The 24,687-nt window shown below is 74.3% G+C and carries 15 protein-coding genes; 7 read left to right on the forward strand and 8 right to left on the reverse strand.

Annotated features, from left to right (window positions below):
* Positions 1 to 20 precede the first annotated feature (20 nt).
* The 4 genes from fxsA to fxsT all read left to right on the forward strand — a co-directional run bounded on the left by fxsA (position 21) and on the right by fxsT (position 6,257).
* Positions 21 to 239, forward strand: a complete 219-nt coding sequence (gene fxsA / locus ACH4SL_RS12530; RefSeq protein WP_398444313.1) for an FxSxx-COOH cyclophane-containing RiPP peptide — start codon at positions 21 to 23, stop codon at positions 237 to 239.
* 289 nt (positions 240 to 528) lie between these two features.
* Entirely contained in the window at positions 529 to 1,677 is a 1,149-nt protein-coding gene (locus ACH4SL_RS12535; protein ID WP_398445294.1) for an FxsB family cyclophane-forming radical SAM/SPASM peptide maturase, read from the forward strand.
* A complete protein-coding gene (locus tag ACH4SL_RS12540) occupies positions 1,674 to 3,062 on the forward strand; it encodes an aKG-HExxH-type peptide beta-hydroxylase (protein ID WP_398444315.1) in 1,389 nt (462 codons plus the stop codon). Before ACH4SL_RS12535 ends, ACH4SL_RS12540 begins: the two co-directional genes overlap by 4 nt.
* 189 nt (positions 3,063 to 3,251) lie before the next feature.
* Positions 3,252 to 6,257, forward strand: coding sequence for an FxSxx-COOH system tetratricopeptide repeat protein (fxsT, locus tag ACH4SL_RS12545; RefSeq protein WP_398444317.1), 3,006 nt, complete (start codon positions 3,252 to 3,254; stop codon positions 6,255 to 6,257).
* Positions 6,258 to 6,347: 90 nt separating this feature from the next.
* On the opposite strand, the gene ACH4SL_RS12550 is transcribed toward fxsT, so the two are convergent.
* The 6 genes from ACH4SL_RS12550 to ACH4SL_RS12575 all read right to left on the reverse strand — a co-directional run bounded on the left by ACH4SL_RS12550 (position 6,348) and on the right by ACH4SL_RS12575 (position 16,637).
* A complete protein-coding gene (locus ACH4SL_RS12550) occupies positions 6,348 to 10,157 on the reverse strand; it encodes a multifunctional oxoglutarate decarboxylase/oxoglutarate dehydrogenase thiamine pyrophosphate-binding subunit/dihydrolipoyllysine-residue succinyltransferase subunit (RefSeq protein ID WP_398444319.1) in 3,810 nt (1,269 codons plus the stop codon).
* A gap of 238 nt (positions 10,158 to 10,395) precedes the next feature.
* Positions 10,396 to 11,511: an ATP-binding protein gene (locus ACH4SL_RS12555; RefSeq protein ID WP_398445296.1), complete on the reverse strand. Its 1,116-nt coding sequence runs from the start codon at positions 11,509 to 11,511 to the stop codon at positions 10,396 to 10,398.
* Positions 11,512 to 11,525: 14 nt separating this feature from the next.
* Positions 11,526 to 12,251, reverse strand: coding sequence for a response regulator transcription factor (locus tag ACH4SL_RS12560; protein ID WP_398444322.1), 726 nt, complete (start codon positions 12,249 to 12,251; stop codon positions 11,526 to 11,528).
* Between the two features lie 67 nt (positions 12,252 to 12,318).
* Positions 12,319 to 12,996 (reverse strand): spermidine synthase, encoded by a 678-nt coding sequence (locus tag ACH4SL_RS12565; RefSeq protein ID WP_398444324.1) that lies wholly within the window; start codon positions 12,994 to 12,996, stop codon positions 12,319 to 12,321.
* Positions 12,997 to 13,005: 9 nt separating this feature from the next.
* Positions 13,006 to 15,234 carry an RNA polymerase recycling motor ATPase HelR gene (helR, locus tag ACH4SL_RS12570; protein ID WP_398444326.1) on the reverse strand — a complete coding sequence of 743 codons (2,229 nt, stop codon included), beginning with the start codon at positions 15,232 to 15,234 and terminating at the stop codon, positions 13,006 to 13,008.
* Positions 15,235 to 15,806: 572 nt separating this feature from the next.
* The gene (locus ACH4SL_RS12575; protein WP_398444328.1) at positions 15,807 to 16,637 is read right to left on the reverse strand and encodes a nucleotidyltransferase domain-containing protein; all 831 of its coding nucleotides are present in this window, start codon (positions 16,635 to 16,637) and stop codon (positions 15,807 to 15,809) included.
* Between the two features lie 161 nt (positions 16,638 to 16,798).
* Between ACH4SL_RS12575 and lon the strand changes: the two genes are divergently transcribed.
* Positions 16,799 to 19,231, forward strand: a complete 2,433-nt coding sequence (gene lon / locus ACH4SL_RS12580; RefSeq protein WP_398444331.1) for an endopeptidase La — start codon at positions 16,799 to 16,801, stop codon at positions 19,229 to 19,231.
* Between the two features lie 80 nt (positions 19,232 to 19,311).
* On the opposite strand, the gene ACH4SL_RS12585 is transcribed toward lon, so the two are convergent.
* A complete protein-coding gene (locus ACH4SL_RS12585; RefSeq protein WP_398444333.1) occupies positions 19,312 to 20,178 on the reverse strand; it encodes a lysozyme in 867 nt (288 codons plus the stop codon).
* Between the two features lie 116 nt (positions 20,179 to 20,294).
* Between ACH4SL_RS12585 and ACH4SL_RS12590 the strand changes: the two genes are divergently transcribed.
* Positions 20,295 to 20,768: a MarR family winged helix-turn-helix transcriptional regulator gene (locus ACH4SL_RS12590; RefSeq protein WP_398444336.1), complete on the forward strand. Its 474-nt coding sequence runs from the start codon at positions 20,295 to 20,297 to the stop codon at positions 20,766 to 20,768.
* A gap of 110 nt (positions 20,769 to 20,878) precedes the next feature.
* Here ACH4SL_RS12590 and ACH4SL_RS12595 read toward each other — a convergent pair whose 3' ends face one another.
* Positions 20,879 to 21,649: a hypothetical protein gene (locus ACH4SL_RS12595; protein WP_398444338.1), complete on the reverse strand. Its 771-nt coding sequence runs from the start codon at positions 21,647 to 21,649 to the stop codon at positions 20,879 to 20,881.
* 479 nt (positions 21,650 to 22,128) lie between these two features.
* On the opposite strand from ACH4SL_RS12595, the gene ACH4SL_RS12600 reads away from it, so the two are divergent.
* Positions 22,129 to 24,675: a nitrate- and nitrite sensing domain-containing protein gene (locus tag ACH4SL_RS12600; protein ID WP_398444340.1), complete on the forward strand. Its 2,547-nt coding sequence runs from the start codon at positions 22,129 to 22,131 to the stop codon at positions 24,673 to 24,675.
* The last annotated feature ends 12 nt before the right edge of the window (positions 24,676 to 24,687 follow it).

Consider the following 24,687-nt stretch of genomic DNA (forward strand, 5'->3'; position numbering starts at 1 on the left):
ACCCCCGACGGAGGGCCGCGATGCACACCGACCCGCACGACTCCGACCCGCACGCCCCCGACCCCGCCCCCGACGTCCTCGCCCTCGACCTGGAGTCCCTGCGCACGGTCGACCACCCCGTGCTCGCCGCCCTGGTGGAGGACCTGCGCGAGCGCGTCGCCGCCTCCGACGGCGGGGCGCTGTGGGGGTTCGACAACGCGGGAAGCGGAGACGACGGGTTCTCCCGCGCGACCGCCTGACGCGAGGTGACCGCGCCCCGGCGGACCTGTCCGGCCACCTGGGCCCCACCGCGCTCCCCGAAGCACCTCCGGCGCACCCGGCCCGCCCGGGAACGCCCTTAACAGGACGGTCGTCGCTTCCTTACGGCCAAAAGCGGAGGCGGGCGTTTGCGGCGGGCGGCCCGGCGGGAATCACCGCGGGGCCAACGGGGGGCCGACCGGGACGGGGAGGCGGAGAGTGGCGCACCAGGCGACGGGGAAAGAGCCGCGGGCCGGCGACACGGGCGGGCCGCGCCCGACGCCCGTACCGATACGGCAGTTCATCCTCAAGACGCACAGCCGGTGCAACCTCGCCTGCACCTACTGCTACCTCTACGCCGGCCCCGACCACGGCTGGCGCGACCGCCCCCGGCAGCCCACCGAGGGCGTCGTGCGGCGCACCGCGGAACGCATCGCCGAGCACGCCGCCGCGCACGGGCTCCGGGAGGTCGCCGTCGTCCTGCACGGCGGCGAACCGCTGCTGGCGGGCGCCGAACGGCTGGCCGCCGACGTCGAGCTCGTCCGGCGCACGGTCCCGGCGACCGTCCACGCCGTCGTCCAGACCAACGCCACGCTGCTGACCGCGGACGCCGTCCGCACCCTCGCCGCCGCGCGGATAGGCGTCGGCGTCAGCCTCGACGGCGGGCGCGCGGCCCACAACGCCGCGCGGGTTGACCACGCCGGGCGGCCCGGCTGGCCCGCCGCGTCCGCCGGGCTGCGGCTGCTCGCCCGGACCGCGCCCGAGGCGTACGCCGGTGTGCTGAGCGTCGTGGACCTGCGGTACGACCCGGTCGAGGTCTACGAGTCGCTGCTGGACTTCGCACCGCCCGCGATCGACCTGCTGCTGCCGCACGGCAACTGGTCCGCCCCGCCCCCGGGCCTTCCCGCGCCGCCCGGCGACCCCGCCCCGTACGGCCGCTGGCTGACCGCCGTCTTCGACCGCTGGTGGCAGGCCGACCGGCGCCGCACCCGGGTGCGGCTGTTCGAGGAGTGCGTCGCGCTGCTGCTCGGGGTGCCCGCCGCCATCGAACGCCTGGGGCTCCAGCCCTTCACCGCGGTCGTCGTCGAGACCGACGGCAGCATCGAGCAGGTCGACTCGCTCAAGTCCGCGTACGAGGGCGCCGCGGCCACCGGCACGGACGTCTTCCGGCACAGCTTCGACGACGTCCTCGCCCACCCCGGCGTCGCCGCCCGCCAGGCGGGCCTGGCCGCCCTCGGCCCGGCCTGCCGGGCCTGCGCGCTGGTGACCGTCTGCGGAGGCGGCCACTACGCCCACCGCTACCTGGCCGGCGAGGGCTTCCGCAACCCTTCCGTCTACTGCGCCGACCTCGCGTTCCTGATCCGCCACATCGGCGCCCGGCTCGCCGCCGCGGCGGGCGCCGGATCCGGCGGCCACGCCCCCCGGGAGACAGTCCGGTGAACGTACCCGATGCCCTGCTCCGCAGCCTCGGCACCACCGGCGGCGACACCGCCGCGCTGGAGCTGCTCGTGGACCGGCAGCGCCGCCGCCGGAGGCTGATGCTGCGCGCGCTGCTCGACACCGTCGCCGAAGCCCCGCCGGCGGTGCTGCCGCCCGCCGCCGCGGCCCGCGTCCTGGCCGACTGGCGGCTGCTGGCCGCCGCCGAGCAGGCCGACCCGGCCGCCGCCCGCCGCGTCGTCGACTACCCGCTGACCGGCGCCTGGGCCGAGCGCACCCTGCGCGCGCTGACCGTGCCGGAAGCGGCCGCGGCGGAGCCGGGCCCCTCACCCGCCGCCCTGCTCGCCCACCTCGGGGCGCTCGCCGTCGCCGCCGCCGCGCTCGCCGGGCTGCGCTTCACCGCCGACGTGGCGGTGCACGGCGGCCGGCTGGTGCTGCCCACGCTGGGGAGCTGCACCGTCGGCGACGGACCCGCTGCCGTACGGGTGACGGGCGAGGGCAGCCGGCTGTGGCTGCGCCCCGCGCCCGCGGACGGCCGGGACGCCCCCGCCGGGCACGGGCGGGTGGAGGTACGGCGGGGCCCGGACGGCGTGTGGCGCTCGGCCGCCGCGGCCTGGCGGCCGATCAGGACGCTGTGGAGCCCGGCGGGGCGGCCCGTCACGGTCGACGACTCCGACCCGTACCGCGCCGAGGAGCACACCTCGAACCCGTACGGCATGTCCGTCGCGAGCCTCCTGGACGCGGGCCAGCACGCCCGCTGGCGCACCGCCTGGCAGGACGCCCGGCCGTGGCTGCGGCTGGGCGGCGGCGGCCGCGCCCTGGAGGCCGACCTGCTGCTCGACTGCCTGGTGCCGCTGGCGGGCTCGCCCACCGCGCGCTCCAGCGCCACCCGGGGCGACGCCTTCGGCGCGGTGCTCAGCAGCGTCCCGCACAGCGGCCTGCAGCTGGCCGGCACGATCGTCCACGAACTCCAGCACACCAAGCTGCTGGCGCTGTCCGCGGCGACAGCCCTGCACACCGCGGGCGAGGAGGCCCGCTACTGGGCCCCCTGGCGGCCCGACCCCCGGCCGTTCGACGGGCTCTTCCAGGGCGCGTACGCCCATCTCGCCCTCGCCGACTTCCACCAGCGCGTCGCGCTGAGCGGCGCGCCGCCCGCCGTCCGGGACGCCGCGTGGGCCGACCACAGCCGCTGCCGCCAGCAGGTGGAGGCCGCGCTGCCGCAGCTGCTCGGCTCCAGCCGGCTCACCCCGCAGGGCCGCACCCTGGTCACGTCGATGGCCGCGCACCACGCCCGGCTCAAGGAGACGACCCCGCCGGACGGCTATCTGGCGAGGGCCACCTCCTACGTCGAGACCGCCCGGGTCATGTGGCGCCGCAAGGCGTCCTGACGGTGCGGACCCGGCCGCCGGTGCCAGGCCGCCACCGGGGCGGTGACCGAAGGGTGGTCCGAAGTGACCGGAACGTCCGCGAAGCGGCATGACGTCGCGTCAACGGGGGATCAATCAGTGTAGTTTCTGGCCCAGGCCGCCTGTCGGCCCGTCAGAACGGCGCATGCAGCACACGAGGGAGACGGTCCAATGCCCGGAGGGCGCAGCACCGCGGCGGCACCCGCACGCGGACCGGTGACGATCAGCTTCGCCGGCTACAACCGTGCCTGGGCCTCCTGGATCTCCAGCAGGCTGGAGCGGCACGGCGTACGGGCCGTGCCACAGCGGCTCGACATCACCCCGGAGAGCAGCATCGAGGAGGCCCTGAGCGACCTGCTGCTGTCCGAGGGCCGAGTGCTGATCGTGCTGTCGGAGTGGTATTTCCGCCTGGGCCCGCGCACCCACGACGAGTGGAACACCGCGTTGCGCCGGGTCGTCCCGCCGAACAGCGAGCGCTTCGCCGCGGTGTCGGTCACCTCCGCCGCGCTGCCCAGCGCCGTCGCCGCCCTCGGCGCCGCCGACCTGTGGAATCTGGGCGCCCTGGAGGCGGAGCGCAGGCTGCTGGCCCGGCTCGGCATCACCCCCGTGCGGGGCACCGCGGGCGACACCCTCGGCGGCATCCGCGGCCCGCGCTTCCCGCTGGAGCAGCCCGAGGTCTACGGCGGGGTGCCGCGCCGCAACACCCGCTTCACCGGCCGCGAGGAGGTCCTCGGCGCGCTGCACTCCAGCTTCCAGCAGGCCGCCCCCGGCGCCGCCGTCGTCACCCTCTACGGCCTGTCCGGCGTCGGCAAGACGCATATCGCGACCGAGTACGTCCACCGCTTCCAGACCGAGTACGACGCGGTGTGGTGGGTGCGGGCCGCCGAGCGCGCCACGCTGCGCGAGAAGCTGGCCGGGCTCGCGCCCGCGCTCGGCCTGGTCACCGGGCGCGAGTACGGCGAGCGGCTGCGCGCGGTACGCGACGCGCTGCGCCGAGGCGAGCCGTACGGGCGCTGGCTGGTCGTCCTGGACGGCGCCGACCAGCCCGACGACGTCTACGACCTGGTCCCGTCCGGCCCCGGCCATGTGCTCATCACCTCGCAGAACCGCGAGTGGGGCGAGCACAACAGCTCGCTCATCGAGGTGCCGGTCTACGACCGGGTCGAGTCGGTGGCCTTCGTGTGCCGCCGGGCGCCGCGGCTCGACGAGGCCGAGGCCGACCGGCTCGCCGACGCCCTCGGCGACCTCGCGCTCGCGCTGGACCAGAACGCGGGCGCGCTCAACGACTCCAACACCCCCGTGGACGAGTACATCGAGCTGCTGCGCCGCGGCGCCGACGTCGAACCGGGCCTGAAGGTCGCCGCCGACTTCCAGATGACCTACTACACGGCCTTCTCGATACTGCTCAACCGGCTGCGCGAGGACAAGCCCGAGACCGTCGACCTGCTGCGGCTGTGCGTCTTCTTCGCTCCCGGCCCGATCCCGGTGCGGCTGCTGCGCGAGATGCAGATCCGCGACGTACCGGAGAAGCTCGCCGGGCTGCTCGGCGACTCGGTGCTGTGGAACAACGCGATCGACAAGCTCGCGCAGTGGTCCGTCATCCAGGTCGACCCGCAGGAGACCGCGGCCGAGGAGGGCGTCGGGACCAACGAGATCGTGCAGATGCACCGGCTGGTGCACCAGGCCGTACGCGCGGAGATGCCGCAGGACGAGCAGAGCGACTACTCCCGCGTCGTCCGCAAGATCCTCGCGGCCGCCGACCCGGCCCGCCCGTCCGACTCCCGGCTGTGGCCGCGCTACGCCGAGATCGTGCCGCACCTGGAGGCGTCCGGCGCGCTCGCGAGCACCAACCCCGAGATCCAGGTCATGGTGCTCAACTGCCTGCACTACCTCTACCTGTCGGGTGAGTACCGCACCGGCCTGCAGATCGCCGAGGTCGCCGCCGAGGAATGGCCGCGGCTGCTGCCCGCCGGCCACCGCAAGCTGTGGGACCTGGTCCACGACCAGACCAACCTGATGCGCGCCACCGGCGACATCCGCGCGACCGAGGCCATCGACCGCGACGCGTACGACCGGCTGCGCCAGGAGCGCGGCGACCGCGACCTGCTGGTGCTGCGCGCCGCCGGGAACCTGTCCGCCGACCTGCGCAGCCTCGCGCGGTACGACGAGGCCCTGCGGCTGCTGGAGTTCGCCCGCGACGGCTACCGCGAGCTGGTCGGGGTGCGCGACGCGCGCACCCTCAACGTGCAGAACAACATCGCGCTCACCTACCGGCTGCTGGGCCGCTACGACGAGGCCCTGCGGCTGGACCAGGAGACCATGGAGGCGCGCCGCGAGCTGCTGCGCGACCGGCACAACTGGACGCTGTCGTCGGAGAACCACTTCGCGCAGGACCTGCGCCTGCTGGGCCGCTACGAGCAGGCCACGTCCGTCCAGGAGCGCAACTGCGAGGTCCACCGGACCGTCCTCGGCGCCGACAACCCGCAGACGCTGCGCGCCGAGCACAACCTCTCGCTGTGCTACTACCGCGGCGGCGACCGGCCGCGCGCGGCCGCGCTGATGGCGGGGCTGCTGGAGCGCTGCCAGCGGGTCTTCGGCGACACCGGTCCGCTCACGCTGCGGGTCGCCGCCAGCTACTCGGCCTTCGAACGCGAGCACGGGGATCTGGACCGGGCGCGCGAGCTGGGCGAATTCGTGCTCCGCGAGCACCGGGCCCAGTTCGGCGAGGAGCACCCCTACACCGCGGGACTCCTCGGCAACCACGGGCTGATCCTGCGGGCGGCGGGCGAACGCCAGCAGTCCCAACTGGAGATCGAGACCGCGCTCGTCACGATGACCGCCGCGGTCGGCCCCGACCACCCCTGGACGCTCGGCTGCGCCCTGAACGCCACCGCCGCCCGCAACTTCGCCGGCGACCCCGAGGGCGCCGCGGAGCTGAGCCGGACGACCGCGGACCGCGCCACCGCGGCGCTCGGCAAGGACCACCCGCTGACGCTGTCCTGCCGGATCGCGCTGGCCACCGACCTGCGCAACCTGCGGCGGCGGCCCGAGGCGGACAAGGCCGAGGAGGAGGCCCTGGCCATCCTGTCCGGCACCCTCGGCGCGCAGCACCCGCACACCGTGGCGGCCCGCTCCCGTACCCGCCCCTACTGGGACTTCGAACCGCTCACCACCTGACGGCCGAGGACGCCCGCGGACGCCCGAAACGGCGGGTGGCCCGTACCGGAGAACCGGTACGGGCCACCCGCCGTTTCGGCAGTGCCGGGGTCAGATCTCGAAGACCTCGTTGACCAGCTCCTCCTGCTGCGCCTGGTGGCGCTTGGCGGAGCCGACCGCCGGGGAGGAGGACGCCGGGCGCGAGACGCGGCGGAGCCGGTCCGCGTTGTCGGGAGCCGCACCGAGCAGCAGGTCGAGGTGGTCGATCAGGTTGAGCGCGATGAAGGGCCACGCGCCCTGGTTCGCCGGCTCGTCCTGCGCCCACACGAACTTCTGCGCCTTCGTGTAGGGCGCGATGGCCGCCTGGATCTCCACACCGGGCAGCGGGTACAGCCGCTCGATGCGGATGAAGGCCACGTCGTCCGCACCGCGCTTGGCCCGCTCCGCGACGAGGTCGTAGTAGACCTTGCCGGAGCAGAAGACGACCTTGCGGACGGCCTCGGCGTCGACCGAGTGGTCACCGATGACCGGCTGGAAGGTGCCGGTGGTGAAGTCCTCGGCCTTCGACGCGGCCGCCTTCAGCCGGAGCATCGACTTCGGGGTGAAGACGATCAGCGGCTTGTGGTGCGGGTTGTGCACCTGCCAGCGCAGCAGGTGGAAGTACTGCGCCGGGGTGGTCGGGACGGCCACCGTCATGTTGTTCTGGGCGCACAGCTGGAGGAAGCGCTCGATACGGGCGGACGAGTGGTCCGGGCCCTGGCCCTCGTAGCCGTGCGGCAGCAGCAGCACCACACCGGAGGTCTGGCCCCACTTCTGCTCCGCCGAGGAGATGAACTCGTCGACGATGGTCGCCGCGCCGTTGACGAAGTCGCCGAACTGCGCCTCCCACATCACCAGCGCGTCCGGGCGGGCCAGCGAGTAGCCGTACTCGAAGCCCATCGCCGCGTACTCGCTGAGCAGCGAGTCGTAGACGTTGTAGCGGGCCTGGTCCTCGGACAGGTAGAGCAGCGGGGTGTAGTCCTCGCCGGTCTCCCGGTCGATGATGACCGCGTGCCGCTGGCCGAAGGTGCCGCGCCGCGAGTCCTGGCCGGCGAGCCGGACGGGGGTGCCGTCCAGCAGCAGCGAGCCGATCGCCAGCGTCTCGCCCATGCCCCAGTCGATCGTGCCGTCCTCGACCATGGCCGCGCGGCGCTGGAGCTGCGGCAGCAGCCGCGGGTGGACGGTGACGTGCTCGGGGATGTTGACCTGCGAGGCCGCGATGCGCTTGACGACCTCGGAGGACACCGCGGTCGGCACCGACACCGGGAACTGCGACTGGCCGCCGGACTGCTCCTGCTCGGCCGGCGCGGCGGTCGCCTCGCGGACCTCGGTGAAGACCTTCTCCAGCTGGCCCTGGTAGTCCTGCAGCGCCTGCTCGGCCTCTTCCAGGGTGATGTCGCCGCGACCGATGAGCGACTCGGTGTAGAGCTTGCGCACCGAGCGCTTCTTGTCGATCAGGTCGTACATCAGCGGCTGGGTGAAGGCCGGGTTGTCGGACTCGTTGTGACCGCGCCGCCGGTAGCAGATCAGGTCGATCACGACGTCCTTGTTGAACGCCTGGCGGTACTCGAAGGCCAGCCGCGCCACGCGGACCACGGCCTCCGGGTCGTCGCCGTTGACGTGGAAGATCGGCGCCTCGATCATGCGGGCCACGTCGGTGGCGTACATCGACGAGCGGGCCGACTCCGGGGCGGCGGTGAAGCCGACCTGGTTGTTGATCACCACGTGCACGGTGCCGCCGGTGCGGTAGCCGCGCAGCTGCGACATGTTGAGCGTCTCGGCGACGACGCCCTGGCCGGCGAAGGCCGCGTCGCCGTGCAGCGCGATGGGCAGCACGGTGAAGTCGGTGCCGGCCTTGTTGATGATGTCCTGCTTGGCGCGGGCGATGCCCTCCAGGACCGGGTCGACCGCCTCCAGGTGGGAGGGGTTCGCGGCCAGCGAGACCTTGATCTGCTCGCCGTCCAGGCCGGTGAAGGTGCCGTTGGCGCCCAGGTGGTACTTGACGTCGCCGGAGCCGTGCATCGACTTCGGGTCGAGGTTGCCCTCGAACTCGCGGAAGATCTGCGCGTACGACTTGCCGACGATGTTCGCCAGCACGTTGAGCCGGCCGCGGTGCGCCATGCCGATGACGGCCTCGTCCAGCCGCGACTCGGCGGCGGCGTCGATGACCGCGTCCAGCAGCGGGATGACGGACTCGCCGCCCTCCAGCGAGAAGCGCTTCTGGCCGACGTACTTCGTCTGCAGGAAGGTCTCGAAGGCCTCCGCGGCGTTCAGTCGGCGCAGGATGCGCAGCTGCTCCTCGCGCTCGGGCTTGGCGTGCGGGCGCTCGATGCGGTCCTGGATCCACTTGCGCTGCTTGGGGTCCTGGATGTGCATGAACTCGATGCCGACCGTGCGGCAGTACGAGTCGCGCAGCACGCCGAGGATGTCGCGCAGCTTCATGAGCGACTTGCCCGCGAAGCCGCCGACCGCGAACTCCCGCTCCAGGTCCCACAGCGTGAGGCCGTGCTCCAGGATGTCGAGGTCGGGGTGCTTGCGCTGGCGGTACTCCAGCGGGTCGGTGTCGGCCATGACGTGGCCGCGGACCCGGTAGGAGTGGATCAGCTCGAAGACCCGCGCGGCCTTGGTGACGTCGTCGTCGTGCGCGGTGTCGATGTCCGTGCGCCAGCGGACCGGCTCGTACGGGATGCGCAGCGACGCGAAGATGTCGTCGAAGAAGTCGTTCTCGCCGAGCAGCAGCTGGCTGACGATCCGCAGGAACTCGCCGGAGGCGGCGCCCTGGATCACCCGGTGGTCGTACGTGCTGGTCAGCGTCATGACCTTGGAGATGCCGAGCTTGTTCAGGGTGTCCTGCGAGGTGCCCTGGAATTCCGCCGGGTAGTCCATCGAGCCGACGCCGAGGATCATCGACTGGCCGGGCATCAGGCGCGGCACGGAGTGCACGGTGCCGAGGCCGCCGGGGTTGGTCAGCGAGGCCGTGACGCCCTGGAAGTCGTCCATCGTGAGCTTGCCCGTGCGGGCGCGGCGGACGATGTCCTCGTAGGCCTGCCAGAACTCGAAGAAGTTCAGCGTCTCGGCCTTCTTGATGGCCGCGACGACGAGCTGGCGGTCGCCGTTCGGCTTGACCAGGTCGATGGCCAGGCCCAGGTTGACGTGGTCGGGCTTGACCAGGGTGGGCTTGCCGTCCTTCTCCGCGAAGGAGTGGTTCATCGACGGCATCGCCTTGAGCGCCTGCACCATGGCGTAGCCGATGACGTGCGTGAAGGAGATCTTCCCGCCGCGGGCGCGCTTGAGGTGGTTGTTGATGACGATGCGGTTGTCGAACAGCAGCTTCACCGGGATGGCCCGCACCGAGGTGGCGGTGGGCAGCTCCAGCGACGCGCTCATGTTCTTCGCCACAGCCGCGGCGGGGCCGCGCAGCGTCAGGAACTCCGGCCCGGCGGCGTCGGCCGGGGCCGCGGGGGCGGCCTTCGCGGGCTTCGCGGCGGCGGGCTTCGCGGCGGCCGGCGCCGGAGCCGGCGCGGCGGGGGCCGCGGGCTGCACGGGGGCCGGAGCCGGAGCCGGGGGCTGCGCGGGCGCGGCGGCGGCCGGGGCCGGCGGCGCCGCGGGGACGGCGGCGGGCGCCGGAGCGGCGTTCGCACGGGCCGCGGCGCCCGAGGCGCCGCCCTGGCCGGCGGGGGCCGCCGGAGCGGCCGAACCGTCCGGCCGGTAGTCGGCGAAGAAGTCCCACCAGGCTCGGTCTACCGAGTTCGGGTCCTGGAGGTACTGCTGGTAGATCTCATCGACCAGCCACTCGTTGGGGCCGAAACCCCCTGCGGGGCCCTCGCCCTGCGCTTCGTGGTCGGTCGTGACACTAGAGCTATTGGGGGACTGTGGCGACACGGCGGCAACCGCCCTCTTCCGCTTCACAAGATGGTGGACAGCGGAAATAAAGGCTACGCCTACCTGGCCCTGCGTCGCAGGCCCGGGGGCCAGTCGTCGTGTACGTCACACCGAAAATCTGGTTTCGGAGGCGTTCATGGCGGGAAATTGGTCCCTCTTGAGGGTTGTCCGACCGGATGTGGCCGCTGTGCCCGGGATGAACGTCGCATGAACTGCGGGCGCCGCCGGAGCGAGCACGTCAAGGCGCTGCCGTGCCTCTCCCCGGAAGGGTGACATGGATCCGGCAACCGCGGGGCGATTCGGCCACCTGGATCCGGCCGCCGTGCAGGTCGACCGCCCAGCGCGCGATGGCGAGCCCCAGCCCCGTACCCCCGTCGCCGCCCGGCTGGGAGCCGCGGTGGAAGCGCTCGAAGACGCGGACCCGGTCCGCCTCCGCGATGCCCGGGCCCTCGTCCACGACGTCCAGCTCCAGCGACCCCGGCGCCGCCCCGGCCCGCGCCCGTACGGTCACCCGGCCGCCCGGCGGGCTGTGCTTGACGGCGTTGTCCACGAGGTTGGCCACCACCTGGTGCAGCCGCTCCCCGTCGGCGTACGCCACCAGGCCCGGCGGTGCGACGTCCAGGTGCAGCGGCACGTCCGCACGGGCCCGGGAGCGCGAGCCGCCCGAGCCCATGCCCAGGCTCGCGGTCTTCAGCACCGCCGACAGGTACGGCCACACCTCGAACCGCTTGGCGTCCAGCCGCACCGCGCCGCTGTCCAGCCGCGACAGGTCCAGCAGCTGGCTGACCAGCTTGCCGAGCCGCTCGGTCTGCTGGAGCATCAGCCGCATCGTCTCCGGGTCGGCGGCCGACACGCCGTCCACGACGTTCTCCAGCACCGCGCGCAGCGCCGCGATGGGCGTGCGCAGCTCGTGCGAGACATTCGCCACCAGCTCCTTGCGGTGCCGGTCGGCGGCGGCGAGGTCGGCGGCCATCCGGTTGAACGTCTCGGCCAGCTCGCCGACCTCGTCCCGGCGTGTCCGGGCGACCCGGCGGCTGTAGTCGCCGCCCGCCATGGCACGCGCGACCGCGGTCATCTCGCGCAGCGGCGCGGTCAGGTTGTCGGCGACGATCTGGGTGATCAGCAGCGAGGCGATGATCGAGAAGATCGTGATGACCCGCAGCCCGGTGGCCGAGTGGATCGCCAGGAACACCAGCCCGGTGGTGATCAGCACCGACACCAGCACCAGCGCCGCGAGCGCGGCCTTGATCGAGCGGAAGGGGTCCCAGGGCCGCAGCGCCTCCCACGCCTGCCGCCACCAGCGCCCCAGCAGGCCGCCCCGCCCGGCGCGCGCGGCCCTCCCGCGGCTCGTCACGCTCTCGCCGCGACTCACGCCGGCGGCGTCTCCAGCGCGTACCCCACGCCGTGCACGGTACGGATCCGGTCCGCGCCGATCTTGCGGCGCAGCGCCTTGACGTGGCTGTCGACGGTACGGGTGCCGGACGCGTCGGCCCAGTCCCACACCTCGGCCAGCAGCTGCTCGCGCGACAGCACCGCCTTGGGCTGCTGGGCCAGGCACACCAGCAGCTCGAACTCGGTCGGGGTCAGGTGCACGTCCGCGCCCGCGACCCGGACCCGGCGCTGCGCGTGGTCGATCTCCAGGTCGCCGAGGTGGATCGCGGCGCCGCGCGGGTTGTGCGCGGCCGTCGCCGCGCGCTCCATCCGGCGCAGCAGCACATGCACCCGGGCGGCCAGCTCGCGCATCGAGAAGGGCTTGGTCATGTAGTCGTCGGCGCCCACCCCGAGGCCGACGAGCATGTCGGTCTCCTCGTCCCGCGCGGTGAGCATCAGCACCGGCACCGGCCGGTCCGCCTGCACCCGGCGGCACACCTCGTGGCCGTCGTAGCCGGGCAGCATCACGTCCAGCACCAGCAGGTCCGGCTGCCAGGAGCGGGCGGCCTCGACCGCCGCCGGGCCGTCGCCCGCGGTGCGCACCTGGAAGCCCTCGGCTTGCAGGCGGGCCGCGATGGCCTGCGTTATCGTCTGGTCGTCCTCGACCACCAGCACCCGGCGCTGCGCGCCGGTCGTCTGCGTGCCGTCCACAATCCGCCCCATTAATCGTCCTGGCTACCCGGCAGCGTACGGGGCGGGGCGCCGCCGTGACCATCACACCAGCGCTGAGCTAAGCCGCCCGGTGTGCCAGGTGCACGACATCCGGCACCCCGCGGGCCACCGGAATCTCCAGGGTGCGAACCCGTTCGAATCCTGCCGACCGCAGCGCGTCCTCGAACGCGGCCGACGGCTGCGCCGACCACACTGCGAGGACGCCGCCGGGTGTCAGCCGGTTCCGGCATACGTCGAGGCCGCTGGGACTGTAGAGACTGCCGTTGTTCTCCGTGACTGTCCAGTCCGGCCCGTTGTCGATGTCCAGGCACAGCGCGTCGTACGGCTCCCCGCCGCCGCGCAGGTGGGCGAGCAGGTCGTCCAGGACCAGCACCACCCGCGGGTCGTCGAGCGCGCCCGCGGAGTACGCCCCGAGCGGCCCGTCGCGGTGCCATGCCACGACCGCCTCCTCGCGCTCCACCACCGCGATCCGCCCCCAGTCCGCCTCCGCGGCCCTGGCCAGCGAGAACCCGACCCCGAGCCCGCCGAGCAGCACGCCCGGCGCCGCCCGGGGCCCCAGCGCCTCCCGGGCGGCGTCCACCAGCAGCCGCTCGGAGCGCCCGTCGGAGGTGTCCATCAGGAAGCAGCCGTTCGCGATGATCTCGTACGTCCCCGCGCCGCCGCGGTGCCGCAGCGCCAGCTCCCCGGCGACCCCGTCCCGTCGGTCCAGCACGGTCACCGTCTCGTCCTCAAGCATCCGTCCACCCTAGGGTGTGTCCGGCTCCAGGCCCGCCAGCGCCGGGGGCAGCGGCTCCAGGTGCAGTACGCCCAGCCGCTGGGTGGCGCGGGTCAGGGCGACGTACAGCTCCGCCGTGCCGCGCGGACCGTCCGCGAGGATCCGCTCGGGCGCGACCACGAGCACCGCGTCGTACTCCAGGCCCTTGGTCCGCGACGGCGGCACCGCGCCCGGCACGTCCGGCGGGCCGATCACCACGCTGGTGCCCTCCCGGCCCGCCTCCGCCCGCACGAAGGCCTCGACCGCGCCGGGCAGCTCCGCCGCCGTGACCTGCCGCGCCCACGGCCGCACCCCGCATGACCGCACCGACTCCGGCGGCCGCACGCCCGGCGCGAACTCGCCCAGCAGCGCGCCCGCCACCGCCATGATCTCGGCCGGCGTGCGGTAGTTCACCGTCAGCGAGCGGTAGAGCCACCGCCCCGGCACGTACGGCTCCAGCGCCGCCTCCCACGAGACCGCGCCCGCCGCCGAGCGCCGCTGCGCCAGGTCGCCGACCACCGTGAAGGACTTCAGCGGGCAGCGCCGCATCAGCACCCGCCACTCCATCGCCGACAGCTCCTGCGCCTCGTCGACCACCACATGGCGGTAGGTCCACTCCCGGTCCGCGGCCGCGCGCTCGGCCAGATCCCGGGTGTCGACCTCCTCGAACCGCGTCGCCAGACCCGCGGCGCGCACCAGGTCCTGCGCGAGCAGATGGTCCTCGTCGTCCATCAGGTCGTCACGGCGGTCCACGCCCATGGTCTCCAGCACGGACGCCGCGTACTCCGCCTCCTCCCGCCGGGCCTCCTCCGCCGCCCGCGCCGCGGCCCGCTCCGCCGCCGGATCCTTCCCCAGCAGGTCGACCAGCTCGTCCAGCAGCGGCACGTCCGCCACCGTCCAGGCGTCACCCGCGGCCCGCAGCCACGCCGGGTCCGCGCCCGCCGCGCGCAGCCGCTCCGCCGACCCGTACAGCTCCGCCAGCAGCGCTTCCGGGGTCAGCACCGGCCACAGCGCGTCCAGCGCGGCCAGGAACGCGTCGTCGTCCCGCAGCTCCTTGAGCATGTCCGCCCGCAGCCGCTCCCACAGCGCGCGGTCCGAGCGGTCCAGCCACTCACGGGTCGCCTTCCCGACCGCGCGCTCCGACAGCGCCCACGTCACGACCTCCCGGAAGACCTCCCGGGCCTCGTTGTGCGGCCGCCCGCTGTCCCGCGCCTCCTCCCGCGCCCACTGCGCGACCGCCGCGTCCAGCCGCACCGTCACGCCCCCCAGCTCCACCGGCAGCGGCTCCTCCGGCACCCGCTGGCGGTCCGCGACCGCCGCCGCCAGCACCTCCAGGGCCGCCAGCGAGCCCTTGGTGACCGCGACACCCGGCTCCGCCTCCTCGGCGGTCACCGCCAGGCCCGGCACCAGGTCGCCGGTCGTCATGAACACCACGTCCGTCTCGCCCAGCGACGGCAGCACCCGCCCGATGTGCTCCAGGAAGGCCGGGTTCGGCCCCACCACCAGCACACCCTGCCGCTCCATCCGCTCGCGCTGCGTGTAGAGCAGGTACGCCACCCGGTGCAGCGCCACCACCGTCTTGCCGGTGCCGGGACCGCCCTCGATGACCAGCACGCCCGGGTGGTCCAGCCGGATGATCCGGTCCTGCTCGGCCTGGATCGTCGCGACGATGTCCCGCATCCCCGCCCCGCGCGGCGCGTTCACCGCCGCGAGCAGCGCCGCGTCCGCGCCGCCCACCCCCTCCGCGCCGCCCAGCGCCTCGTCGGTGAACCCCGTCAGCTGCCGCCCCCGGGCGTGGAACTGGCGCCGCCGCAGCATGCCCTCCGGGCTCGCCGCCGTCGCCGTGTAGAACGCGCGGGCCGCCGGCGCGCGCCAGTCGAGCAGCACGGGCTCATGGGCCTCCCCGTCGTCGAAGAGGCCGAGCCGCCCGATGTACGAGGCCGCCCCCTCCGCGGCGTCCAGCCGCCCGAAGCACAGCCCGTTGTCCGCGACGTCCAGCCGCCGCACCTCGCGGGCCAGCCCGCGCACCGCCACGTCCCGCTCCACGGCCGTCCCGCCGTGCTCCTTGAGCGCCGCGTCGTGCTCCGCCTCGACCCGCGCGCGCCGCGCGTCCAGCCGCGCGTAGAGCGCTTTGACGTAGCCGCGCTCCCCGCGCAATTCCTCGTCGTACCCCTGAGCCGCCGTCACGTACGTCCCGTCCACCTCGCCGAATCCACCCACGGCGGAGCATTCTGCGACAAGGCGGGGGCCTTGCGGCAAGCCCCCCACTCCGCTATACGTTTATTAACGGCGGGAGTCCCGCCTACCCCTCGCGATGCCGGCTTTCCCGCCGCGGGGGTGCCCGCGCCTGGCGGCGCGGGGTGTTTCCCACCCCCAGCCACCCGTGCAGGTAGTAGCAAAAGTTGCGGTCTTCCTGTGGGGCGCATTCGCCGTCGGGGGCGAACCCATGGGGTGGGCCGAGGAGGGAGTGCGGGTGGAGCGTCGGCTCGCGGTTCCCCTGTGGGGGTGCACCACCGGCGGGGGCGACCCGCAGTCCCTCACACGCTCACCCCCACCGGCAGGCAGCCGCCCACGAGACGCCGGGAGGGGGTCGGTGCGGGGTGCCCCCGCAGGAATGCGCACGCAGGACCCGCCACCTACGGCATGAGGTCGGACGCGCATTCCGAGGAGGTGCCCCGTGGCGGCCCCCGACCCCACCCACCGCACGGAGTGCGCGATGCCCCGCCGGGTACACCGGGGGCGCGAGGAACTGCGCGATCAGCCCCCACGCAGGGAAGGTCGCGCGCCCCACCTCACACCGCAGCCCGCGGCGCCTTCTCCCCGTGGACGGCCACGTACGTGGACGCCAGCCACGGCGCCAGGTCCGTGAGGAGAAACGCGAGGTCCGACGGCGCCCCGGACGGAGCAAGCGCCAGGGACGCCGCCCGGCGCATCTGCTCACCCCGCGCGGGGTAGTAGCCCGCGAACGCCGCGGCCTGCTCCCGCAGGGAGCTGGTCCAGCCGCCCCACCGCGGCATCACGAGCGTGAACCCCGTCCGCACGACCCGCCGGGCCACGCCCCGGCACAGAGCGCGACGCTCGGCGTCGGACGAGGCGTCGGCGAAGGCCTCCACCCACCCCGGAAGCGCCAGCGCAAGATCCCCGTTGGTCTCCCGGGCGAGCAGCCCGTCCGGCCGGTACGACGGCAGGAAGGCCGCCAGATCCTCCCCGAGCAGCGGAGTGCACAGGCACGCCACGAAGAACCCGAGGTCGTACCGCTCCAGCTCGCTCAGCAGCGTTTCCGCGTCGAAGAGCAGCAGCCCGACGCCGTCGACGACGGCGAAGTCGTCGTCGAGCGCGCGGGAGAGCGCGTCCCCGGCGGCGCGGTCCGCCGCGGTGGGCGGCTCGTGGAGGACCACCACGAGGTCGAGGTCCGAGATCCCGGTGCGGGCCGTCCCGCGCGGGATGCTGCCGTAGACGTACGCGCTGTGCAGCCGCCCGCCGGGGAAGGCAGCGGGGACCCGCGCGCGTACCGCGTCCAGCAGCGGCGCGTACTCCGGCTGCACCCGCGCGAGCGAGCCCTCGCGCAGGATCGTCCCGTCGGGCCCGAGGCCCGTTCCCCGGCCGGGGGGCTGTTCGTCCATGCGGACCACGCTAAGCCACCCCGCAAGCCGTTTTCCCAGCTCACAGCGTCGTCACTCGCCCGGCGCAGCCGATCGCCCAGAGCGAACACCCGGACGGGAACACCGGCGGCCCCCCGCGCATTGAGCCTCATGTACTCAACTTGCTTGCCCAAGGAGCGATCATGCCGATTGAGTCTGTTCCTTCCAACCCCGCCAAGCCGTCGCTGACTCTGCCGGTCCTGCCCCTGGACGGGGAGGTCGTGCTGCCCGGCATGGTCGTGCCGCTCGACCTCACCGACTCCGAGGTACGCGCCGCCGTGGAGGCGGCGCAGTCCGCGCACCCGGCGGGCGCGACGGGCAAGCCGCGGGTGCTGCTCGTGCCGCGGATCGACGGGGCGTACGCCGCCGTCGGGACGCTGGGCACCGTGGAGCAGGTCGGGCGGCTGTCCGACGGCGACCCCGGCGCGGTCATCAAGGGCCGCACCCGGGTGCGGATCGGCGCGGGCACGACCGGGCCGGGCGCCGCGCTGTGGGTCGAGGGCACGGTCGTCGACGAGCCGGTGCCCGCCGAGTCGCCGGGCACGGTGGCCGAGCTGATGAAGGAGTACAAGGCGCTGGCCACGAGCTGGCTGCGCAAGCGCGGCGCCTGGCAGGTCGTGGACCGCGTCCAGCAGATCGACGACGTGGGCCAGCTCGCCGACAACTCCGGCTACAGCCCCTTCCTGACCGCCGAGCAGCGCGTGGAGCTGCTGGAGACGGTGGATCCGGTGGCGCGGCTGAAGCTGGCCGTGCGGTGGCTGCGCGACCACCTGGCCGAGCAGGACGTCGCGGAGACGATCCGCAAGGACGTCCAGGAGGGCATGGAGAAGCAGCAGCGCGAGTTCCTGCTGCGCCAGCAGCTGGAGGCGGTCCGCAAGGAGCTGTCGGAGCTGAACGGCGAGCCGGACGACGAGGCCGGCGACTACCGGGCCCGCGTCGAGGCCGCCGACCTGCCCGAGAGCGTGCGCGAGGCGGCGCTGAAGGAGGTCGAGAAGCTGGAGCGGTCCTCCGACGCCTCGCCCGAGGGCAGCTGGATCCGCACCTGGCTGGACACCGTCCTGGAACTGCCGTGGAAGGTCACGACCGAGGACACCTACGACGTCGCGGGCGCGCGGGCGGTGCTGGACGCCGACCACGCCGGGCTGGACGACGTCAAGGAGCGCATCACCGAATACCTCGCGGTGCGCAAGCGCCGGGCCGACCGGGGCCTCGGCGTCGTCGGGGGCCGCCGCGGAGGCGCGGTGCTGGCCCTGGTGGGTCCGCCGGGGACCGGAAAGACGTCGCTCGGCGAATCCGTCGCCCGCGCCATGGGGCGGAAGTTCGTCCGGGTCGCGCTCGGCGGCGTCCGCGACGAGGCGGAGATCCGCGGCCACCGCCGTACGTACGTGGGGGCGCTGCCCGGCCGGATCGTACGGGCGGTCAAGGAGGCCGGGTCGATGAACCCGGTGGTGCTGCTCGACGAGATCGACAAGGTCGGCTCCGACTACCGCGGCGACCCGGCCGCGGCGCTGCTGGAGGTCCTGGACCCGGCGCAGAACCACACCTTCCGCGACCACTACCTGGAAGTCGAGCTGGACCTGTCCGACGTGGTCTTCCTGGCCACCGCGAACGTCCTGGAGTCCATCCCCGAGCCACTGCTCGACCGCATGGAGCTGGTGCGGCTGGACGGCTACACCGAGGACGAGAAGGTCGTCATCGCCCGCGACCACCTGCTGCCCCGGCAGCTGGAGCGCGCGGGCCTGGAGGCCGACGAGGTGGCGCTGACGGAGGAGAGCCTGCGCAGGCTCGCCGGCGAGTACACCCGCGAGGCCGGCGTGCGGAACCTGGAGCGCACGGTCGCCCGCATCCTGCGGAAGATCGCCGCGCGGCACGAGCTGGGCGAGCAGGAGCTGCCGTACGAGGTGGGCCCGGACGACCTGCGCGGCCTCATCGGGCGCCCGCACCACGTGCCGGAGTCCGCGCAGGATCCGCAGGAGCGGCGCACCGCAGTGCCGGGCGTGGCGACGGGCCTGGCCGTCACGGGCGCGGGCGGTGACGTGCTCTACATCGAGGCGTCGCTCGCCGACCCGGAGACCGGCGGGTCGGGGCTGCAGCTCACCGGGCAGCTGGGCGAGGTCATGAAGGAGTCGGCGCAGATCGCGCTGTCCTTCCTGCGCTCGCACGGCGCCGAGCTGGAGCTGCCGGTCGGCGACCTGAAGGAGCGCGGGGTGCACCTGCACGTCCCCGCGGGCGCGGTGCCCAAGGACGGCCCGAGCGCCGGTGTGACGATGACGACCGCGCTGGCCTCGCTGCTGTCGGGGCGCCGGGTGCGGACGGACGTGGCCATGACCGGCGAGGTGTCGCTGACCGGCCGGGTCCTGCCCATCGGCGGGGTCAAGCAGAAGCTGCTGGCCGCGCACCGCGCCGGGGTCACCACCGTGGTGATCCCCAAGCGCAACGAGCCCGACCTGGACGACGTGCCGGCCGAGATCCTGGACGCCCTCGACGTCCACCCGGTCAGCGACGTCCGGCAGGTGCTGGCGCTCGCCCTGGAGGCGGCCGCAACGGACGTCCGCGGGGTGCCCGTGGCCGCCTGACGGACCGTCGGAGCGCGTGAACGCCGTGTGGCCCTTTCCCCCCGCGCGGGGGAAAGGGCCACACGGCTGCGCGACGCGGCTCAGCCCTTGGCGTAGGCCTTCAGGCGGTCCAGGGCGCCGTTGAACTTGTTCTGGTCGCCGGGGAAGGTGCCGGCGTCGGCCCACTGCCAGAAGCTCTGGTAGCCCCAGCCGGCCGGCAGGGTGCCGAGCGAGCTGGAGTAGCGGGCGAGCCACAGCGCGTTGTGCGCCGCGAAGGCGCCGCTGTTGCCCGTGCAGGTCGTCCACCAGTTGGTGGACGTGTAGATCGTCGGGTAGCGGCCGGTCTTGGCGTGGTATTCGTTCGAGAACGACGTGATCCAGCTAACCATGCCGCTCGCGGACTTGCCGTAGCAGGTGGCGCCGTACGGGTTGTACTCCAGGTCCAGCGCGCCGGGCAGCGTCTTGCCGTCCGCCGACCAGCCGCCGCCGTGCGCCACGAAGTAGTCGGCCTGCGCCGCGCCGCTCGACACGTCGGGCAGCGCGAAGTGGTAGGAGCCGCGGACCATGCCGACGTCGTAGGAGCCGTTGTACTGCTGCGCGAAGTAGGGGTTGGTGTACGAGGTGCCCTCGGTCGCCTTGACGTACGCGAACTTCGCGCCCTTGGACCAGGCGCCCGACCAGCTGACGTCGCCCTGGTAACTGGAGACGTCCATGCCCGCGGTCTGGGTGACCTTGGTGGTGACCACGACCTTGGAGTCGCCCGCGGCGTCGGCGCCCTCGTGGATCTTGATCTGCGAGCCCAGCCAGTCCAGGTCCGGGTGGGTCATGTGGTCGGGACCCGCCGCCCGGGCCGTCCCGGGGGCGGCGAGGACCAGCGCGAGCGTCGAGGCGAGGAGTCCGGTGAACAAGGTGAGCCTGGCCCGGACCGAGCCGTTGCCGTGCACGACGGAGAGATCTCCGTGGGACATGCGTGCCTCCAGGTGGGGTCCTGTGACCGCCGTTGGTCTACTCCTGCGAAATACTTGACGTGCTGCGGAAAAACCGGGTGTGAAGACAACTTTCAGGCGTGGAAAGCGGGAATGCTGTGACCGACGCGCGCAATGCGGCAGATGCGACGGGAGCGGACGCGTCGGCGGAGGCCCTCGAACGCGAGCTGACGGTGCTCTTCCGGCGGGCCCGCGCGGCCTCGGGCGAGCTCGCCCGCGCCGTCCACCCCGACCTCGAACCCGCGGCCTACGGGCTGCTCGTCCGGCTCCAGGAAGCGGAACCCGAACGGGCCACCGACCTCGCCTCCTACTTCGGCGTCGGCAAGGCGACGATGAGCAGGCAGCTGCGGGCACTTGAGGCGCTCGGGCTGGTCGCCCGCGAGCCCGACCCCGCGGACGGGCGGGCCTACCTCATGAGCCTCACCCCCGAGGGCCGCGCCCGCTTCACCCGCGTCCGCGACGCCCGCCGCGCGGTGTACCTCCGCCAGCTCGCGGCCTGGGCCCCGTCCGACCGCGCGGACCTCGCCCGCCTCCTGCACGCCCTGAACGAATCCACGGCGGACATCCTCTGAGTAGTCCCCCATCCGGGGGCGCCTCCCCGGCGGAGCCTGGGGGAGAACTGCGCGCTCAGCCCCCACCGGCGGACGGTCCCGCGGCAAGGGGACCACACCCCGCGGGGGGCTCAGAGTTCAAGCAAGAGCGCCGTCGCGTCGTCGAAGGGCTTGCCGCGGGGGACGGCGGAGCCGTCGGGGTCGGCGGATTCGGCCGCGCGGACGCGGGCCAGGAGGGATTCGGGGCCGCGCTCGCGCAGGAGGGCGAAGGTCGCCGCCCAGTCGTCGAGGTCGAAGACCTCGACCGCGCGCGCGGCCCCGTCGCTGAGCGCGGCCACCGCGCGCACCGCGGCGAGCGGCGTGCGCCCAGTCACCGCCTTCCCGGCGACAGCCGGATCCGCGGCGGCGGTCCAGAAGCCGCCCGGCAGATTCCGCAGCGGAGCGACCCGGCGGCCCGCGGCGCGCAGCCGGTCGATCCGGTCGTCGAGGACGGCGGTCACCTTGCCGTCGGTGTCCTCCAGGAGCAGCACGGAGTCCGAGAGGACGAGATGCTCCAGCTCCGCCGCCCCCCACCGCACCGCCACGACGGTGGCTTGCGGCGTCAGGGGGTGAGAAAGGTCACACGTGCCACGGTGGGCATCCGCCGTCACGCGGATCGCCTCGGACAGACACTCCGCAAGCGTCAGATCCTGCCGCGAAACGGACAGCTCCAGCAGGTGACCGCCGAGACGTGCGGTGAACCAGGGAACGGAGTGCACGCAGTTCCCGTTGTCGGGCGGCGGGGTGACCCCGTCCAGCAGCACCAGCGCCCCGCCGTGGCCTCCGGCGGGCATCGCGGCCGCCACGAAATCCTCGTTGGGCGCCCCGGTCGTCCCCGGCGCGGTCGCCGTCTCGATTCGCATGCCCCCAGTGTGCGCGAGGCGCGTACGCGTCCCCCGGCAGGGCGCGGGCGGCGGTCCGGCGTGCCCGGAAGGCAAACCGCGGCGGTACGTCCCCGGGCGGGCGGCGGGCCCGTGCAGGATGCAGCGACCCGCCCGTGTGCCCGGCAGGCAAACCGCCCCGGCTCCGGCGCGGGCGGCGGCGAAGCGGAAGCGGACGCGGCGTCAGGCCGCCCCCGCGAAGGGAGGGGCATCCTGGCAGAGACGGGGGCCGCCGCGCCAGTACGGCCCGGTAACAGGAGGGGCTGGTGGGCAACTCGGGTTGGGCGCCGGGTTGTCCGCTGTGACACCCGTGCGATTCACTCGTTCGGGTGTCCGGAGGAGGGAGGCGTGGCTCCCCTCCTGGCGGGACTGCAAGGGTCGGAACAGCCCCTGCATATTCCCTGGGGAATCCCCCGCCGGCGATACGTGATTGCGAGCCCGAAGTGCGTAGACGACGTCAGTTGCGTGAACGGCGGGTCAGGCAGCGCATGCTCGCCGCCCTGCTGGTGTGCGCGGGCACGGTGCTGGCCGCCGCGGCGCCCGGGGTCGCCCTCGGCGTCGGCGACCTGACGTCGGCGCAGGACCAGGCCGGCGCCGCCCGGCTCGCCCAGCGCACCACCGTGCTGGCGCAGGACCTCGGGGACGAGCGGGACGACCTGGCCGCCCTCGTCGCCGCCGGGAAGGCGGGCACCGCCGTGCCCGCGCAGGACGGCACCCGCACCGACCGCCAGACGCGCGACGTGCTCGCCGCGGGCCCCGACGAGGAGCTGCGGGCCGCGCTCGGCACGCTGCCCGGCGTGCGCCGCACCGCCCTGGCCGCGCAGGCGGGCGGGGCGGGCGTCCAGGCGGTCGTGACGGCCTACCAGCCGCTGCTGGACGTCCTGGCGCGGCAGGCCGCGGGCCCCGCGGCCGCCGCCCTCACCCGCGCCGCCGACGCGGCCGCCCTCCAGCGCGGGCTGCTCGCGGGCGCCCTCACCGCGGGCGGCGGGCAGCCCGAGCTGGTGGCCGCGGCGCAGGCCGCCCGGCTCCAGGAGCGCGCCGGGATCGCCGACTTCCGGGCCACCGCCGACCGCCCGCTGCGCGACCGCTACGACAGCACGGTCACCGGGCAGGGCGCCGCGCAGGCCGACTCCGACACCACCGCCCTGCTCGGCTCCGCAGAACTCACCGGCTCCGACCGGGCGTTGGGCGCCGACAAGGTCCGCGCCGACCTCACCGCCCGGCTCGCGCTGATCCGTAGCGTCGAGGCCTCCGCGGCCACCGACCGGGCCGCCGCGGCCGCCGCCCACCGCAACCGCACGGTCACCGTGCTGGAGCTGCGGATCGCGCTGGCCGCCGGGTGCCTGGTGCTGCTGGTCGGCGTGCTCGTCGCGCTCTTCCGCAGCCTGACCCGGCCGCTCGCGGCCCTGCATGTGTGGGCCCGCGCGGACGCCGCGAGCGGGCGCGGCGCGCAGGTCGTCGGGCAGGACGAGTTCGCCGCCGTGGCCCGCCGCGCCAACGCCCTGACGCACGAGGCGCAGGCGCTCCGCGCCCGTACCGCCGACCTCGGCAACGAGCTGACGGCGCAGCGCGGCACCACGCAGAGCACCCGCGGCGCGCTGGCGGGGGCGGTCGCCGAGAAGGACGCGCTGCGCCGGGCCCACGACGAGATGGTCACCCATGTCGCCGACCTCAACCGGGAGTTGACGGCGGCGGCGACGCGGGACGCCGCGCACATGTCCCATGTCAGCCTCTCCCTGCGGACCTTGGGCCTGGTGGAGCGCCAACTCGCGCTCATCGAGAGCATGGAGGACCAGGAGCAGGACCCGGACCGGCTCGGCACGCTCTTCCAGCTCGACCACCTCGCGACGCGCATGCGCCGCAACAGCGAGACCCTGCTGGTCCTCGGCGGCACCGAGCACAGCCACGGCGCCACCGCCAGCCCCGTGCCGCTCGTCGACGTGGTGCGCGGCGCCATCTCGGAGATCGAGCGTTACGAGCGGGTCCGCATCCAGGTGCTGCCCGGCGCGCGCGTCGCGGGCCGGGCGGCGGACGACGTGGCCCATCTGGTCGCCGAACTCCTCGACAACGCCACCGGGTTCTCCGCGCCGGAGACCGAAGTCCTGCTGTCCGGACGGCTGCTGGAGACCGGCGAGGTCGCCGTGGCGGTCGAGGACGCCGGGATCGGTGTGCCCGCCGAGCGCCTCGCCGAACTCAACGCGCTGCTCGCCGACCCCGATCCGGCGCCGCCCGGCGCGGTGGCGGGCATGGGCCTGTACGTGGTGTCGCGGCTCGCCCGCAGGCACGGCGTCCAGGTGCGGCTGCACGCGCTGCCGTCCGGCGGCACCCGGGCCGTGGTGCTGCTGCCGGGCCTGATCGTCCCGCCGGTGGGCCCGGACGAGGCGCCCGTCGTGCCGCTGGAGACCGCGGTCAACGGCCTCGGCGGCGGCGACCCGCGCCGCCACCCCTTCCCGGCCCCGCACGCCCCCTTCCCGGCCCCGCAGCCCCCCGTCCCGCAGCCGTACGCCCCGCAGGCCCCGGCCCCGGCGCCGGCCCCGTACGTCCCGGCCCAAGTGCCCTATCCGGACAGTCCGTTCACCGCCGCTCCCGGCGAGCCGACGCCCCCGTACCCGCCCCGTATGGCCCCCGCCCGCCCTGCTCCCGCCCAGGGGGCCCCTGCCGCCCCGCAGCCGGCCTCGCCCGAGCACGCGCAGGCCGCGCCCCCGGCGGCCCCCGCGGCGCCCATAACCGGCCCGCACGGGCTTCCGCAGCGTGTGCCGCGCGGCGCGGGCGGGGCGGTGCGGCCGGTGGCCGTACCGCCCCCCGCGCCGGTCGACGCGGACCAACTGCGGCGCAGGCTCGCCGGGTTGCAGCGCGGGTTGCAGGCCGGCCGCGCCGACGCCGTACGCGAGGCCGACGCCGTACGCGAGCGCGGCGCGGCGCCCGGCCAGGGCCCGCAGCAGCCGCAGCAGGGCCACCAGGGGCCCACAGACGACACCGCAGGATCCGTTGAGGAGGCGACCCGTTGAGCGTGGTCGACA

Origin of the sequence: Streptomyces sp. NPDC021020, from assembly GCF_044333285.1 — a bacterium.
GTDB lineage: Bacteria > Actinomycetota > Actinomycetes > Streptomycetales > Streptomycetaceae > Actinacidiphila.